The 16297-nt window shown below is 64.3% G+C and carries 15 protein-coding genes; 6 read left to right on the top strand and 9 right to left on the bottom strand.

Features of this window, described 5'->3' with window-relative positions:
• Positions 1-181: 181 nt before the first annotated feature.
• From ASE39_RS02095 to ASE39_RS02110, 4 genes are all read right to left on the bottom strand, one after another.
• On the bottom strand, positions 182-1534 hold the full coding sequence (locus ASE39_RS02095; protein ID WP_057270029.1) for a replication-associated recombination protein A: 1353 nt from the start codon (positions 1532-1534) through the stop codon (positions 182-184).
• A 93-nt stretch (positions 1535-1627) separates the two neighbouring features.
• Complete coding sequence (gene lolA, locus ASE39_RS02100; RefSeq protein WP_057270030.1) at positions 1628-2260, bottom strand: outer membrane lipoprotein chaperone LolA; 633 nt, start codon at positions 2258-2260, stop codon at positions 1628-1630.
• 50 nt (positions 2261-2310) lie between these two features.
• Positions 2311-4647 (bottom strand): DNA translocase FtsK, encoded by a 2337-nt coding sequence (locus ASE39_RS02105; protein WP_057226605.1) that lies wholly within the window; start codon positions 4645-4647, stop codon positions 2311-2313.
• A gap of 73 nt (positions 4648-4720) precedes the next feature.
• Positions 4721-5398 (bottom strand): Crp/Fnr family transcriptional regulator, encoded by a 678-nt coding sequence (locus ASE39_RS02110; RefSeq protein WP_010463484.1) that lies wholly within the window; start codon positions 5396-5398, stop codon positions 4721-4723.
• Between the two features lie 197 nt (positions 5399-5595).
• On the opposite strand from ASE39_RS02110, the gene trxB reads away from it, so the two are divergent.
• From trxB to rpmG, 3 genes are all read left to right on the top strand, one after another.
• Positions 5596-6549: a thioredoxin-disulfide reductase gene (gene trxB, locus ASE39_RS02115; RefSeq protein ID WP_010463482.1), complete on the top strand. Its 954-nt coding sequence runs from the start codon at positions 5596-5598 to the stop codon at positions 6547-6549.
• Between the two features lie 184 nt (positions 6550-6733).
• A complete protein-coding gene (gene rpmB / locus ASE39_RS02120) occupies positions 6734-6967 on the top strand; it encodes a 50S ribosomal protein L28 (RefSeq protein ID WP_010463481.1) in 234 nt (77 codons plus the stop codon).
• An 11-nt stretch (positions 6968-6978) separates the two neighbouring features.
• On the top strand, positions 6979-7149 hold the full coding sequence (gene rpmG, locus ASE39_RS02125; protein ID WP_008904999.1) for a 50S ribosomal protein L33: 171 nt from the start codon (positions 6979-6981) through the stop codon (positions 7147-7149).
• A gap of 83 nt (positions 7150-7232) precedes the next feature.
• On the opposite strand, the gene ASE39_RS02130 is transcribed toward rpmG, so the two are convergent.
• Positions 7233-8720 carry a PLP-dependent aminotransferase family protein gene (locus tag ASE39_RS02130; RefSeq protein WP_057270031.1) on the bottom strand — a complete coding sequence of 496 codons (1488 nt, stop codon included), beginning with the start codon at positions 8718-8720 and terminating at the stop codon, positions 7233-7235.
• A gap of 275 nt (positions 8721-8995) precedes the next feature.
• Here ASE39_RS02130 and ASE39_RS02135 point away from each other — a divergent pair, with 275 nt between their 5' ends.
• Positions 8996-9397, top strand: a complete 402-nt coding sequence (locus tag ASE39_RS02135; RefSeq protein ID WP_057270032.1) for a hypothetical protein — start codon at positions 8996-8998, stop codon at positions 9395-9397.
• Positions 9398-9477: 80 nt separating this feature from the next.
• Here the strand turns inward: ASE39_RS02135 and ASE39_RS02140 are convergent, their stop codons facing one another.
• The 3 genes from ASE39_RS02140 to ASE39_RS02150 all read right to left on the bottom strand — a co-directional run bounded on the left by ASE39_RS02140 (position 9478) and on the right by ASE39_RS02150 (position 14126).
• A complete protein-coding gene (locus tag ASE39_RS02140) occupies positions 9478-10692 on the bottom strand; it encodes a fatty acid desaturase (protein ID WP_010463475.1) in 1215 nt (404 codons plus the stop codon).
• Positions 10693-10826: 134 nt separating this feature from the next.
• Positions 10827-12101 (bottom strand): RsmB/NOP family class I SAM-dependent RNA methyltransferase, encoded by a 1275-nt coding sequence (locus tag ASE39_RS02145; RefSeq protein ID WP_010463473.1) that lies wholly within the window; start codon positions 12099-12101, stop codon positions 10827-10829.
• 171 nt (positions 12102-12272) lie between these two features.
• Positions 12273-14126 (bottom strand): M48 family metallopeptidase, encoded by a 1854-nt coding sequence (locus ASE39_RS02150; RefSeq protein ID WP_057270305.1) that lies wholly within the window; start codon positions 14124-14126, stop codon positions 12273-12275.
• Positions 14127-14193: 67 nt separating this feature from the next.
• Between ASE39_RS02150 and ASE39_RS02155 the strand changes: the two genes are divergently transcribed.
• Positions 14194-14448, top strand: coding sequence for a DUF1653 domain-containing protein (locus ASE39_RS02155; protein WP_057270033.1), 255 nt, complete (start codon positions 14194-14196; stop codon positions 14446-14448).
• Between the two features lie 498 nt (positions 14449-14946).
• Here the strand turns inward: ASE39_RS02155 and purN are convergent, their stop codons facing one another.
• Positions 14947-15528 carry a phosphoribosylglycinamide formyltransferase gene (gene purN / locus ASE39_RS02160; RefSeq protein WP_057270034.1) on the bottom strand — a complete coding sequence of 194 codons (582 nt, stop codon included), beginning with the start codon at positions 15526-15528 and terminating at the stop codon, positions 14947-14949.
• A gap of 21 nt (positions 15529-15549) precedes the next feature.
• Here purN and ASE39_RS02165 point away from each other — a divergent pair, with 21 nt between their 5' ends.
• Positions 15550-16239, top strand: coding sequence for a YceH family protein (locus ASE39_RS02165; protein WP_057270035.1), 690 nt, complete (start codon positions 15550-15552; stop codon positions 16237-16239).
• The last annotated feature ends 58 nt before the right edge of the window (positions 16240-16297 follow it).

A 16297-nucleotide genomic window follows, 5' to 3' on the forward strand; every position in this document is an offset into this window, starting at 1 on the left:
GCGAGTAGTCACAAGCGGCCCCCACCAAGCCGGGCGGGGTTTTCCCTCGGGTTGGCGGCACATCAGCGGGCAACGCGATCCATAAGCTCACATGATGCAAGCAGGAAAATTGATGTGCAAACTTATTACCAGCCTCATGCCAAATCAGCATGACACGGATTGCGGCCTTTGCAGTCCGGGCTCAGGGCTTTTCGTCCGACCCGTCCTCAAAATCTGCTGAAACATTGCGCGCGCGCAGCTCACGCAACTTCTGTGCAATCTTGATTTCGAGGCCCCGCTCCACCGGCGCATAAAAACCGGGCGCTGGCATGCCCTCGGGCAGGTAGTTTTCGCCCGCAGCAAAGCCGCCCTCTTCGTCGTGCGCGTAGCGGTAGCCCTTGCCGTAGTCGAGCTCTTTCATGAGCTTGGTCGGTGCATTGCGCAGGTGCATGGGCACCGGGCGGGTGCCATCCTGCTTCACCCAGGCGCGGGCGGCGTTGTAGGCCTTGTAGACAGCGTTGGACTTGGGCGCCATCGCCAGGTACACCACACATTCGGCCAGGGCCAGTTCGCCCTCGGGGCTGCCCAGGCGTTCGTAGACCTCGGTGGCGTCCAGCGCCAGGCGCAGCGCACGCGGGTCGGCCAGGCCGATGTCTTCGCTGGCCATGCGCACCAGGCGCCGCGCCATGTAGCGCGGGTCGGCGCCGCCATCGAGCATGCGCACCAGCCAGTACAGAGCGGCGTCCGGGTCGGAGCCGCGCACGGATTTGTGCAGCGCGCTGATGGTGTCGTAGAACTGCTCGCCACCCTTGTCGTAGCGGCGCATGCGTTCGCCCAGCACCTTGAGCAGCCAGGCGTCGGTGATCTCGGCCAGCTTCTCCTGCGTGGCTGCCATGGCCAGGGTTTCGAGCGTGTTGAGCAGGCGGCGGGCATCGCCATCGGCATAGGCCACCAGGCGGTCGATTGCTACATCTTCGATAGCTGGCAGCGCTTTCTCTGCCTGCGCCAGGGCCACTATTTGCTTCAAATCCTCTTCGGACAGCGGTTGCAGCACATACACCGCAGCACGCGACAGCAACGCGGAATTGACCTCAAACGAAGGGTTCTCGGTGGTGGCGCCGATGAAGGTGAACAGGCCTGACTCGACATGCGGCAGGAAGGCATCTTGCTGGCTCTTGTTGAAGCGGTGCACTTCATCGACGAACACGATGGTGCGCTGCTGCATCAGGCCATCGCGCGCCGCCTCGGCGCGCTCCACGGCCTCGCGGATGTCCTTGACCCCACCCAGCACGGCACTGATGCTGATGAACTGCGCGTCGAAGGCATCGGCCATGAGCCGCGCGATGGTGGTCTTGCCCACACCCGGCGGCCCCCAGAGGATGCAGCTGTGCGGACGGCCCGATTCAAACGCGAGCCGCAGCGGCATGCCCGGGCCCAGCACATGCTGCTGCCCAATCACCTCGCCCAACGTGCGGGGCCGCAGGCGCTCGGCCAGGGGCTGATGGGCCGAGGGGTGGGCCTGGGAAGGTGCGGCAGAGGCACTGCGTGCTGCCATGTTCGTGTCCTGTCTACGTCAGCTGATTTTCAAGCAAAATTGGACTCTAGCGCTTACCCATAAAGCGCGGGCAGCTATCTTTTTCGCAGCGACTTACTGTTTGATCACATCCGCCCCGGCCGGCGGCTTGAACTGGAAGGTGCTGGCGGGCAGCGCCGCATTGGCCTGCATGCCGGTAAAACGAATCAGCGAGCGCTGGCCAAAACTGTCCAGAATGTCGAGCGCCGCCAGCTGGTCCCCCGCAAAACCCACGCGCACGCTCTTGAGCTGGCCGTCCTTGGTCTTGGGGCTTGCCAGCACCCACTGCAGGCCTTCCTGGTCGGGCGAGGTCTCCAGCGTGAACTCGGCCTTGAGCGCCGACAGGTCGGGGGCCGATGCCAGCAGCGCGGCGGGCGTGCTGCCGAGCGCCTGGGACTGCGAGCGCTGGGTGACCTGGTTCAGGTCCACGTCGTAAAGCCACAGAGTCTGGCCATCGGCCACGATGGTCTGCTCGAAAGGTTTCTTGTAGACGAACTTGAAGCGCCCGGGGCGCTGAAACTCAAAGCTGCCGGTCGATGTCTTGGTGCGTGCAGTTTGGCCATCCTTGGGAGGCGAAGTCACGGTCTGCGTGAAATCCGCCTTGCCCGTTTGCGTGCCCTTCATGAACGATTCCAGGCTTTTCAGGCCATCAGCGCTTGCCAGTGTTGCGCTGGCAGCTATCAAAATTGCAGTAACGGTCTTTTTCAACAAAAACTCCTGTGGGGCACGGGCCGGGCTTGGCGCCCTGCGTGGGTCATTCACTCACTACGCGCTGGCACCAAAACCTCGCGCTGGCCGCTGGTGGTGAGGCCACTGACGAGTCCGGCCTTTTCCATGTCTTCCAGCAAACGCGCCGAACGGTTGTAGCCAATGCGCAGCTTGCGCTGCACGTACGAGATGCTCGCCTTGCGGTCCTTGAGCACCACCTCGACGGCCTGGTCGTACATGGGGTCTTTCTCACCCCCGTCGCCGCCGCCCTCCCCTGACAGATCCCCCTCGCCATCCACAGTTCCGCCTTCGAGCACACCTTCTATGTAGTCCGGCTCCCCTTGTTCCTTGAGGTAACTGACGACACGGTGTACTTCCTCGTCCGACACAAAGGCGCCGTGCACACGGATCGGCAGGCCCGTGCCACTGGCCATGTAGAGCATGTCGCCCATGCCCAGCAGGGCTTCGGCGCCCATCTGGTCGAGGATGGTGCGGCTGTCGATCTTGGAGCCGACCGAGAACGCGATGCGGGTGGGAATGTTGGCCTTGATCAGGCCCGTGATCACATCCACACTGGGGCGCTGCGTGGCCAGGATCAGGTGGATGCCGGCCGCACGCGCCTTCTGCGCCAGTCGGGCGATCAGCTCTTCGATCTTCTTGCCCACCACCATCATCAGGTCGGCCAGCTCGTCGATGATGACCACGATGTGCGGCAGGCGCTGCAGCGGCTCTGGCTCTTCGGGCGTCAGGCTGAAGGGGTTGTAGATGAACTCCTCGCGCGCCTTGGCCTCGTCGATCTTGACGTTGTAGCCCGCCAGGTTGCGCACACCCAGCTTGGACATCAGCTTGTAGCGGCGCTCCATCTCGGCCACGCACCAGTTCAGGCCGTGCGCCGCCTGCTTCATGTCGGTGACCACGGGCGCCAGAAGGTGCGGGATGCCTTCGTAGACCGACATTTCCAGCATCTTGGGGTCGATCATCAACAGGCGCACGTCGCGCGCCTCGGCCTTGTACAAGAGCGACAGGATCATCGCGTTGATCCCCACCGATTTGCCCGAGCCAGTCGTCCCTGCCACCAGCACGTGCGGCATCTTGGCAAGGTCGGCCACCACCGGGTTGCCCACGATGTCCTTGCCCAGGCCCATGGTGAGCATGCTCTTGGCCTCGTGGTAGACCTGCGATCCCAGGATCTCGGACAGGCGGATCGACTGGCGTTTGGCGTTGGGCAGTTCCAGCGCCATGAAGTTCTTGCCCGGGATGGTCTCCACCACGCGGATGGAGACGAGGCTGAGCGAGCGCGCCAAGTCCTTGGCCAGGCCCACGATCTGCGAGCCTTTCACACCCGTGGCGGGCTCGATCTCGTAGCGCGTGATCACTGGGCCGGGCATGGCGGCTACCACGCGCACTTCCACGCCGAAATCCTTGAGTTTTTTCTCGATGAGGCGGCTGGTCATCTCCAGCGTCTCGGGCGCTACGGTCTCCTGGCGCTGCAGCGGGCCGTCGAGCAAGTCCACCAGCGGCAGCTTGCTGTCGGGCATCTCGGTGAACAACGGCTTTTGACGCTCTTTCACCACGCGGGTGCTCTGCGGCACATCCACCAGGATGGGTTCGATGATCTGGATCGGCTGAGGGTGGTGCACTTCGCTCTCGGTGCGTTCTTCGAGCACCACCACTTCGCGCTCGCGCGCGGCCTTGCGGCCCACAGCCACGTCCTTGGCCACTTCGCGCTTGGCCAGGCGCGATTGCACGAGCGCATCGATGCGCGAACCCAGCGACTCCGCCACGTGCCCCCACGAAAAGCGGAACACCAGCGCCGCACCCAGCACCGCCAGCACGATCGACAGCAGGGCCGAGCCGGTATAGCCCAGCCACTTCACGCTCGCGGGCCCCACCACGTACCCCAGCACGCCACCGGCGTGCCCGCCCGGGAGCAGGGACTCGAACCGGTACAGGCGCGACCACTCCAGGGCCGTGCTGGCGCACATCAGCAGCACCAGCCCACCCCAGAACAGCGCGCGGCGCTGCATCGGGCTGGCGGCGCCCGGCACCTGCTCGCCACCGCGCATCCAGCGCGCCAACGACGACAGCCAGGCCCTCACACCTGCCGCCACGCACCACCACACGGAAAAGCCCAGCGCAAAGTAGCTGCCGTCGGCCAGCCAGGCGCCAAAACGGCCCGCCCAGTTGGCCACCATGCGGACCTCGCGCGAGCCGGAATTGGAAAACGCAGCATCCTGCGCGGAATAGCTGGCCAGCGCCAGCAACCAGAAAACCAGGGCCAGCAGCCCGACCATCAGGCCAATTTCATGGCCAAAACGGGCAGCGCCCGTGCGCGGCGGCGACTTGGCCGCAGCCGATGCATTCAGGGTATTAAGGGAATAGGTCATAAGCGTGCCGGGCGAGCTTACCCCATGCACCACAAGGGATTGGCGCCTGGGCTGACATCCGCCGGCTCGGCGTTCAGCCCAGCGCGTTCAGGCGGTCCTTGAGCAGCGTGGCACCACTGGGCAGCGCCTCGATGAAGCCACGCTCTTCCAGGTCTTTCATCACGCGGCTGACCATCTCGCGCGAGGCCCCCACCATCTTGGCCAGATCCTGCCGGGAGATTTTGTCCTTGATCACCAACTGGCCCTGGGCATCGGGTATTGCAAAGTCCAGCAGGGCATGGGCCACGCGCCCATACACGTCCAGCAACGCCAGTGACTCGATCTTGCGGTCGGCATGGCGCAGGCGCTTGACCAGCCCCCGCATCACGACCAGCGACATCGAGGCGTTCTCGGTCAGGCAGCGGGCGAACTCGGCGCGGCCCAGCATGAGCACGTCGGTCTGCACCTCGGCGCGCACCGTGGCCGAATGGGGTTCGTTGTCGATGATGCTCATCTCGCCCAGATAGTCACCCTGCGAGAGCGTGGCCAGGATCACCTCGCGCCCCCGGCTGTCGGAGGTCATCACCCTGGCGCGCCCCGTGAGCAGGATATACAGGGCGTTGGATTTTTGCCCCTGCTCCACCAAAGGCTCGCCGCGCTTGAACCGGCGCTTGATCACCGCACCGCTGATCACCTCGGCCTGGGCCACCGTCAGCAGCGAGAACAAGGGCACCCGGCGCAGCAGGTCCAGGTTGGACAACATCGTCGACATGAAAACATCTCCTCTCAGGGGCGCGACCCAACCGGAGCCGCAGCGGGTTATGAAGGGACTCTCAATGGGTTCTTACAATCGCCGAGATTGAAAAAGGCGCTGCCCGCGTGAGCGGCGCACGGTTGATACTTGCCGGTTCAACCCCCAGTTTCCCCAACAGCGCCGCATGTAGCGGGCGCAAAACACAGGCTTTTACCATGTCCACCACCCAACACGCGAAAGTTCTGATCCTCGGCTCTGGCCCTGCAGGCTACACCGCAGCGGTTTATGCCGCCCGCGCCAACCTGAACCCGGTGCTCATCACCGGCATGGCCCAGGGTGGCCAGCTGATGACCACGACCGAAGTGGACAACTGGCCCGCCGACGTGCACGGCGTGCAGGGCCCGGACCTGATGCAGCGTTTTCTGGAGCATGCCGAGCGCTTCAAGACCCAGATCATCTTCGACCACATCAACAAGGTCGATTTCAGCCAGCGCCCCTTCACACTCACCGGCGACAGCGGCACCTACACCTGCGACGCCCTGATCCTGGCCACCGGAGCATCGGCCAAGTACCTGGGCCTGCCGTCGGAAGAGGCCTTCATGGGCAAGGGCGTGTCCGGTTGCGCCACCTGCGACGGCTTCTTCTACCGCGAGCAGGACGTCTGCGTGGTGGGCGGCGGCAATACGGCGGTGGAAGAAGCGCTGTACCTGTCGAACATCGCCCGCAAAGTCACCCTAGTGCACCGCCGCGACAAGTTCAAGGCCGAGCCTATCCTGGTGGACAAGCTCCACGAGAAGGTCGCCGCCGGCAAGATCGAACTCAAGCTGTTCAACACGCTGGACGAAGTGCTGGGCGACAACACAGGCGTGACCGGCATCCGCATCAAGAGCACCAAGGACGGCAGCACCGAAGACATCAAGCTGCAGGGCTGCTTCATCGCCATCGGCCATGCGCCCAACACCGAGATCTTCCAGGGCCAGCTGGAAATGGAGAACGGCTACATCATCACGCAGGGCGGCCTCAAGGGCTTTGCCACGCAAACCAGCGTGCCGGGCGTGTTCGCCGCAGGCGACGTGCAGGACCATGTGTACCGCCAGGCCATCACCAGCGCGGGCACGGGCTGCATGGCTGCACTCGACGCCCAGCGCTTCCTGGAACAAGAGTCTTGATGAAAAACTGGGCAGCAGGCTATAATTTGCGGCTTTGCTGAATTCGGCCCGTTTTTGCGGTCCTTTCGAAAAAGGCAAATCGGGTTACCGCCACCCTTTCTGGCGAGGTGAGGCCGCAAGCCAACCTGGGGAATTGCTCTTCAGGGTCCAGCAAACGGCCGTTAAAAAGTATCGGAGTGTCCTCATGGCACGCGTCTGCGACGTAACGGGCAAGAAGCCCATGACGGGGAACAATGTTTCCCACGCCAACAACAAAACCAAGCGCCGGTTCCTGCCGAACCTGCAATACCGCCGTTTCTGGGTTGAGACCGAAAACCGCTGGGTTCGCCTGCGTGTTTCGAGCGCTGCCCTGCGTTTGATCGACAAGAACGGTATCGACTCGGTGCTCGCAGACCTGCGCGCACGTGGTCAGGCTTAAGGAGAAGCACCATGGCAAGCAAAGGCGGACGCGACAAGATCAAGCTGGAATCCACTGCGGGTACTGGCCACTTCTACACCACGACCAAGAACAAGAAGACCATGCCCGAGAAAATGCTGATCATGAAATTTGATCCAAAAGCTCGCAAGCATGTGGAATACAAGGAAATGAAGCTGAAGTAATCGTTCAGCCTCGTCTTCCCCCAAAAACCGCCCGGACCCCGGGCGGTTTTTTTATGCCTGTTCTTTGCCTGCGCCTGCTTGCCCTACGCAGCCTTGCGCGACGGAAAGGGCTGCTGCGCGGCCAGTTGATCCGCCATCAAGGCGCCCAGCGTGCGGTAGCCCTCCTCCACCTGCGTCGTGAAGGGCATGCCGCAGCTCAGGCGCAGAAAATGCTCATAGCGCCCCGTGTTGGTGAACATGGGCCCAGGGGCAATACGTATGCCGCTCAGCAGCGCCTGGTCGTAAAGCCGTGTGGACGAGATGCCGACCGGCAGCTCCAGCCACAGGCTCAACCCACCCGGCGGCAGGCTCAGCCGCGTACCCGCCGGAAAGTAGCGGGCCACAGCCCGCGCGGACTGCTCCCGCTGGATGCGCAGCTGCGCGCGCATGCGGCGCATGTGGCGTTCGTAGGCCGGGGAATCCAGGCTGCGCGCGGCCAACAGCTGCGACCACGTCTGCATGTTGCGCGTGCGGGCAAACTTGAGCATCTGCACCCGGGCCTGCCAGCGCCCCGCACTCATCCAGCCCTGGCGCAGGCCCGGGGCAAAACTCTTGCTGAGCGAGGCACAGTAGATCACCTGGCCCGCATCCCCCTGACGGTCCCAGGCCTTGGCCGGACGCAGAACGTGCGGGGACTCCACGAACTCGCGATAGATATCGTCCTCGATGAGGGCCAGGCCGTGCTCCACGCACAGGGCTACCAGGCGCTCCTTGTGTGCGTCGGGCATCACGCTGCCCTGCGGCATCTGCAAATGGGGCACCACCACCACACCCCTGAGCCGGGGCTCGTTGCGTGCAGCCAGCTCCAGCGCCTCCAGTGATATGCCGGTGTGGGGGCTGCAGGGGATCTCCAGCGCGCGCAGCCCACGCACCTCGATGGCCTGGAGGATGCCGAAGAAGGTGGGCGATTCGACGGCAATCACATCGCCCGGCTCGGCCACCGCTTCCAGGGCCAGGTTGACCGCCTCGGAGTTTCCATGGGTTGCGCCAATGTCTGCAGGGGCCATACAGACCCCAAAGGTGAGCGCATGCCGCGCCATGGCTTGCTGGAACTCGGGATGCGTCGTAGGTGCCGATGGGCCATACACCAGGATGTCCGGCTGCTCCCGCAGCAAGCCCTGCGCAAGCCGGTTGAGCGCCTTCGCATCGAACAGGCTGGGTGCCGGCATCGCGCTGCCCAGGTCCAGCGGCAGAGGACCCGCACGGCGGGCCTTGTCCAGAAAAACCGAAATGCGCTCGTTGATACCCGCAAAGACATGGAGATCACTGGCCAGGGGTTCATGCACGTCGGGCTCACGCGCACCCGGTAGCACCACGCCGCCCAGCCCACGCACGAAGTAGCCCACGCGCTCGCGCGCTTCCACACGGCCCTGGGATTCAAGATGGCGCAGCACCTGCAGCGCCGTCGTCAGGCTCACCTGGTGGCGCTGGCACAGCTCGCGCACGGATGGCATGCGCATGCCGGGCGTCAGGCTGCCTGCAGCGATGGCCTGTTCATACAAAACTGCCAGTTGGCGATAAAGGGGAGTCATACGGGTATCAGAGAGACGTGACATGGCTCGTAGCTCGGGAAACTGTTGCAGCCCAGACGCAGGCGCGAGGCTGCAGGCAAAGGCATCGTGTCCTAACGCCACCTGCGGGTACAGATACAGGAAAGGACAGAAAGAACCATAACAGCACGCCAGCAACTGCGGCTGTTCTACCCCACCAAGCTGACGCGTGTATCTGTCGCCGCAGGACGGCATTTCTTACGCTAAAGCCCTCGCCACAGCCTTTCACGGTCTTTTTCACCAGGAGCCTCTACACCATGAAAACGGACATCCACCCCAAGGCAACCACAGCCCCCTTCACGGTCCACATCGCATCCGGTCAAATCCTGTGGGTCTGCCTTCCGCCCGGCAGCGTTTTGCACACCACCCAGGGGGAAATCACCATACGTTCGGCCCCCTACTCCTATGGATACGCAGTGCACTCACCACCACGGGCCGTCTTGAAGGCAGGCGCCCAATTGCCACTGCCGAGGCATGACCGGGCCACCTGGATGCAACTCAGCAGCACCACAGACGGCCCCGCAGAGATCAAGATTGTGGAAAGCATGCCCGAAGCCGGGCTGCGGCAGAAAGCTTGGGCGCTTCTGCGGACGATCTTCGCGGGCCGCAAAAAAGAGCAGCCGGATGGAGCGTATGGCGCGTTGCACGCCGCACGATGAACAAAGGGTAAAGGGTGTCTAAAAAAACAAAGGCCTTGCCAGGGAAGGCAAGGCCTTGCACAGAACCGCCTCCGGTGGTCTCAGGCGCGTGCAGCACGCAGGCTGATCGAAAACTCCCGCAAAGCGGCAATGCCACTCTCCTCGGCCCGGCGGCACCACGCCTGCAAATCGGCGGTGAGCTGTTCGCGGGATTGTGAAGTGTTGAGCCACAGCTGACGCAGCTCTTCGCGCATGGTCACCATCTTGTCGAGGGCCGGGTGCGCCGCGCGGGCCTGTGCCAGCTGTGGCAGCGCCACGGCTGGCACCTTCTCCGCGTCGCGGGGCAGCCAGCGCTTGGCCGCCTTGAGCACCGAGACATCGGCCTGGCGGGCCTTGAGCGCAGCGATTTCTTCCTTGCAAGCCTGGCGCACCCCACGGGCGTAGCCCGCCATCACCTCGTAGCGGTTGGCAATCAAAGCCTCCAGCGTCTTTTCATCGGCCACGGGTTTCACGTCGCCCAACTGCAGCTTGGGCGGCACCTTCTTGACCGTAGCCCAGCCGATTTTCTTCATCAGCGTGATGTAGACCCAGCCAATGTCGAACTCATAGGGCTTGACCGAGAACTTGGCCGACGTCGGGTATGTGTGGTGATTGTTGTGCAGCTCTTCCCCACCAATGATGATGCCCCAGGGCGAAAGGTTGGTGCTGGCATCCTGCGCCTCGAAATTGCGGTAGCCCCAGTAATGGCCCACACCATTGACCACACCCGCCGCCCAGAACGGAATCCAGAGCATCTGCACCGCCCACACAGCGGCGCCCAGCGCGCCAAACAATGCGAGGTTCAGGATCAGCATAAGGCCCACACCCTGCCAGCCGTAGCGGGTATAGACATTGCGTTCCATCCAGTCATCGGGTGTGCCGTGGCCGAACTTCTTCATGGTCTCCATGTTCTTGGACTCGGCGCGGTACAACTCGGCGCCGCGCCACATCACGGTGTCCAGGCCGCGCGTCTGCGGGCTGTGCGGGTCGTCCACGGTTTCGCACTTGGCGTGGTGTTTGCGGTGGATGGCGACCCATTCCTTGGTGACCATGCCGGTCCCGATCCACAACCAGAAGCGGAAAAAGTGCGAGGGAATGGCGTGCAGGTCCAGCGCACGGTGCGCCTGTGCACGGTGCAGAAAAATCGTGACCGCCGCAATGGTGATGTGGGTCGTCGCCAGGGTGTACAGGACAACCTGCCACCACGCCAGATTCCACAAACCGTGGCCCAGCCAGTCAATGGCGGCGTTCAGCACAGCCCAATCGGGTAACAGCATATTCAGAAAACCTTACGTCTACAAAGAACCCGCTCGCCAGAGGAGCAGGTATCTGATTTTAGAGCGGGAGCCCCCCGATAGGCTCGGGGGTATTCACCGTATTTGCGCCGTTTTAGCGTCTTTAGAGGACAAAGTCAGCCTTTTTTGGCCCAGGTTGCGGCAAAAAATCCATCTGTCTGGTGCACATGGGGCCAAAGGCGCAGATATCCACTGCCCGACTCACCGCCGCTGCACAGGCCCTTGGCGCCCTCGACCTTGAGCTGCTCCAGCAATTCACCCGCGTCGAGCAGTTCGAAGTCAGGGTGGGACGCACTGAAGGCCTCGGCAATGGCCTCGTTTTCCTGCGGCAGGATGCTGCAGGTGGCATACACCAGACGGCCGCCGGGCTTGAGCAGGCGCGCTGCGCTGTCCAGAATGGCGGTCTGCTTGGCCACCAGTTCTTCCACGGCCTTGGCCGACTGGCGCCATTTGAGGTCGGGGTTGCGACGCAAGGTGCCCAGGCCCGAGCAGGGCGCATCCACCAGCACGCGATCAATTTTGCCCGCCAGCCGCTTGACGCGGTCGTCTCGCTCGTGGGCAATGGCGGCGGGGTGCACGTTCGATAGGCCACTGCGGGCCAGGCGGGGTTTCAGGGCATCCAGGCGGTGCGCCGACACATCAAACGCATACAGGCGGCCGGTACTGCGCATGCCCGCGCCGATGGCCAGGGTCTTGCCGCCTGCACCGGCGCAAAAGTCCACCACCATCTCGCCGCGCTTGGCGTCGAGCAGCAGGGCCAGCAACTGCGAGCCTTCGTCTTGCACCTCAATGGCGCCGCGCGTGAATGCGTCCAGCTTGGTCAGCGCAGGCTTGTCGTCAATGCGCAGGCCCCAGGGCGAATACGGCGTGGGACTGGCCTTGATGCCGGCCTTGGCGAGCTCCTTCTGTACATCGGCGCGCTTGTCCTTGAGCGCGTTGACGCGCAAATCCAGCGGTGCGCTCTGCGCCAGGCTTTCCACCAGCGGCCAGAATCCGTCGCCCAGCTGGTCCTTGAGGGGTTTCACCAGCCATTCAGGCAGGTTGTGGCGGTGGCGCTCCATCAGGTCATCGACCGTGACGGCATCGCACTGGTCCAGCCAGTTCTTTTCCTGGTCGGTCAGTGCGCTCTTGAGGAAATCACGCGGGCCATAAAACCCCAGGATGGCCAGGCGGCGCTCCTTGGGGCCTGAGCCCGAGGGAGCCATGTGGTCGAACAGCAGCTTCTTGCGCAGCACGGTGTAGACCGTTTCGGCCAGCGTGGCACGCTCGCGAGGCCCCAGGCCCCGGTTGTCGCGGAAAAATCGTGACACCACCGCATCGGCGGGGTGTTCAAACGTGAGGGTGAGCCTGACCAATTCAGCGCAGGCGTCGAGAAGAACTTTGGGATGCATCCCCGTATTGTCCACCCCCTGAGCCGCTTCGCGTCATCCCCCGGAGGGGGACGCCACCTGCGGCCTGGCGAAGCCAGTTCCACGGTGGCACTGGGCCGGGCCTGCGCCTGTCTCCACCACCGTGTGCAACTCAGCGTGCAGACGAGAAAGGGATGAGCAAAAAGTTGGCCATCAACGGGTATAGATCGGATCGAACGCATAGCGCTGGATTTCCTTGAGCGTGGGCGATTCGCCCGCCCACAGCGCCAGCGCGGGGCCCGGAAGGCTCAGATTGCGCTCCAGGGCACGGCACAGGTGGTAGCGGCTTTCGTCGTCCATGCCTGGCAGCTCCAGGAACACCAGGTACGCCCGACGCTGCGGATGCTCGCGCAGGTTCTTGCGCACCAGCCAACAACGGGTGAGGGGCGCGCAGCGGGCCAGCTCCGATTGCAGCTCGGCCAACTCAAACGGGCTCAGGTCGTTGCGCGCGATCTGGCTGAAGAAGGAGGTGCCCGACAGCTCTTCCCAGGCGCGCTCTTCAGATTCCTGCGCACGCTCCAGCCGCTTTCGCCATTGCTTGAAGGCCGCCGCGTCATGGTCCCTACCCATGCGCGGGGTCTCCAGCTCGGCCAGTGCGGTACGTGCAGCCCAGTAGCGGTCGTTGCTGCCGGCTTCCCACACCCGGTGCAGCAGCAGGAGCTTGCCCTCGCGGTCGTCCTCGGGCAGACAAGGCACCAGTCCGCACAGGGCGGGCGGGTATTCCGCGCTGCGCTCAAGCGCCAGCTCATACAGCGCACGCACATCGGCGCGGGGATCGAGATGGCGTTTGAGGCGGGCCAGCTCCACCAATTCGGCAGCACTGCTCTGGGCTATCGACGCGCTGAGCGCTTCGGCGCGCGTACGCACACGCTCCAGCCACGCATGGTGCTGCTTCCACTCCGTGGCGTTGTCGCGGCACCACTGCTTGTCAAAGTGCTTCACCCACCGCTTTGCCCCATCGCCCAGCAGGGTCAAGGCATTGCCATGCGACCAGTCCGGCAGTGTGGGCGTGGCATCCAGTGCTTCAATGCGATCCCGCAGGCCGGGGTGGGTGTCGTCCACACTGCTCAGGCGCTTGAGCGCCTGGCGCAGTGCGTCGTTGGCAAATGCGGCATCCGGGGCCTCGGCCAGATAGCGGCGCATGCTGCGATAGGGCCCCACCGGCAGCGGATTGCCAGCGGCACCGCACCAGTGGTGGCCCCAGAACTCCGCCTGCAGCGCCGCGCCGCGGATTTCAATCTCGGCCAGGGCGGCGGCGGTCACGTCACGGCCCAGCAGCTTGCCGGCAATGCGGTCGGCCTCGTATTCGTCCTGGCGGGCCAGCGCAAAGGTCTTGGCCGAAAAGCGCGGAAAGTACCAGCGCATGAAAGCCTGCGTGGCGGCAGCCACCGGGCCTTCGTCGTCGGCCAGGCTGTGGTTCAGGCGCATCCACGACAGGCGCGTGCGGTAAATCCAGGCGGCAAACCGGCCGTGGTCACCGCGCAGATGCCCGTACTCATGCGCCAGCACGGCCAAAAAACGCGGCCGGTCCAGGGCCATGAGCAGGGGCAAGCCAATGCTCAGGTGGTTGACAGCGCCGCCCAGCAGGCCGTACTTGGGCAGCTGCTGGATGCAGGCATTGAACTCGTCGTTCAGCGTGACTTTGTGGATGGGCGGGCCCTTGATCTTGCGGCGAATGCGCTCCAGCGCCTCAAAAAGCTCCGGCGCCTCCAGCGCCGTGATCTCCACACCCTCGGGCGCGTCAAAACGCACCCACAGCGCCCGCAGGCTGACCCACAGCAGGCCTGCAGCCCCCAGCAGCAGCCACACCATGGCAAAACGAAAGCGCCCCTGCAGCAACTGCGGCACGACCCACAGCACAATGCCAGCGGCCAGCCCCAGGCAACCCAGCACCCAGGCATAGCCCAGCGCCGCAAACGCGGCCACACTGCGGCGGTACGCTCGGCTGTTGTCGGCACTGGCATGCTCGCTCATGCGCACCAGGTGCACAAAATCTGCCTGATCCACGGGCTTCCCCCACTCTTGGTTGTTTTCAGCCGCCATCCTAACCACTCACGCACGCCCACTCGCCACCATGACCGACGAAGACCTGCCCGCACTCATTCGCACTCCGCCTGGCCTGTACCGCCACTACAAGGGCATGCTCTACGAGGTGATCGACACCGTGCGCCACAGCGAGACGCTGGAACCCATGACGCTGTACCGCGCGCTCTATGGCCAGCGGGGGCTGTGGGTGCGGCCCGCCGCCATGTTTGAAGAGCAGGTGCTCATCGATGGCGTGATGCGGCCACGGTTCGAGAAATGCGGGGACGAGACGGAAACCCGCTGAAACCCGTTGAACTCACGCCGCAGTGCGCGGAAAAATGGCTGCTGCCACCAAACCACACCCGCGGCATTGCGCAAGGCCAGCCGCCCCCCCCCGTGGCGCCGCACCACGTCAGAAGCAATGGTGAGCCCCGGTCCGGCCCCGCCGCTCTGGCGGTTGCGCAAGGACTCCACGCAGTAGAACGGCTCCATGACCCGCTCCAACTCTTCAGTCGGCAGGCCCGGCCGTGGTCGCGCACCTCGATACTCAGCGTCGGCCGTCGGCCCGGCCATCGGCTGCAGGTTTTCTGGCCACGCAGTGCGATTCGCCCGTCAGTTGATGAGCTGCGTGCGCCGGGATCCCTGAGGCTGTCCGGCGACGGGTAAATATGAATAAAAATAGGACCTAGCGCTTTATAGATAAGCGTAAATAGCTACCATTTTTATAGCAAACAACATCCCTGTGCCCACCAGGGTCTGCCAGGGCGACAACCGGACCATCCCAACCCGATCGGCCGGTGGGCTACAAGGCCTGAACCAGCGCCCGCACGGCGCGGGGATAGATCACATGTTCCTGGGTCAGCACCCGGGCCGCCAGCGTCTCGGCCGTGTCGCCGGGCAGCACGGGCACCACCGCCTGCTCCAGGATGGGACCCACATCCAGCTCGGCCGTCACCTGGTGCACCGTGACGCCCGCAAACTTGCAGCCTGCATCGATGGCGCGCTGGTGCGTGTGCAGCCCGGTAAAGGCAGGCAGCAGCGAGGGGTGGATGTTGATGAGCCGCCCCGCGTAGTGCGCCACAAACCCTGGCGTCAGGATGCGCATGAACCCCGCCAGCACCACGAGGGCAGGCTGGTGGCGGTCGATGGTGGCCGCCAGCTCGGCATCAAAAGCCTCGCGGCTGGCAAAGACCTTGTGGTCCAGCGCCTCGGCAGCGATGCCCTGCTCCCGCGCAAACACCAGCCCGGCGGCATCCGGTTTGTTGCTGATCACAGCCGCCACGCGGGCGCCGTAGCGTTGTGCCCAGTTCTCCTGTTGCGCGGTGCGGACGATGGTGGCCATGTTCGAGCCGCCGCCAGAGATCAGAATGACGATGTTCTTCATAAATTGCCACGGATTATCCCAGTGCCCTTCGATCCCATCACCCGCCCCCTCACCCCCCACGAAGCCCGCGTACTCGCCACGCTGATGGAAAAGGCCCGCACCGTGCCCGACAGCTACCCCATGTCGCTCAACGGCCTGCTGACCGGTTGCAACCAGAAAACCAGCCGCGACCCGGTGATGAACCTCAGCGACGCCGAGGCGCAGGAGGCGCTGGATTCGCTCAAGCTGCTGACGCTGGCGTTTGAGAGCAGCGGCAACCGCACCACGCGGTGGGAACACAACTTCCAGCGTGGCGTGGGCGTGCCCGAACAATCGGCCGTGCTGCTGGGGCTCTTGATGCTGCGCGGCCCGCAAACGGCGGGCGAGCTGCGCATCAACGCCGAGCGCTGGTACCGGTTTGCCGACATTTCTTCGGTGGAGGCCTTCCTCGACGAGCTGCAAGAGCGCAGTGCAGAGAAAGGCGGCCCGCTGGTCGTGCAGCTGCCCCGCGCACCCGGCGCGCGCGAACAGCGCTGGGCGCACCTGATGTGTGGGCCGGTGGACACCCGCCAGCAGGCCTACGGCGGCCACCCCGCCCCTTCGCTGGACACCCCTGCCCCCGCCCTGCAAGCCCGCGTGCAAGCCCTGGAGGCAGAAGTGGCGGGCCTGCATGCCACGGTGCGCCGCCTGTGCGACGAACTGGGTGTGCGCGGGTTGGAAGACGACAAGTAGCCTCTGCCCGGCCAGGCGCAGCGAAGCAGGCCTGAACGAGACCCCGGCGGTGAAGCAC

The organism is Acidovorax sp. Root267 (assembly GCF_001429215.1).
Classification (GTDB): Bacteria; Pseudomonadota; Gammaproteobacteria; order Burkholderiales; family Burkholderiaceae_C; genus Acidovorax; species Acidovorax radicis.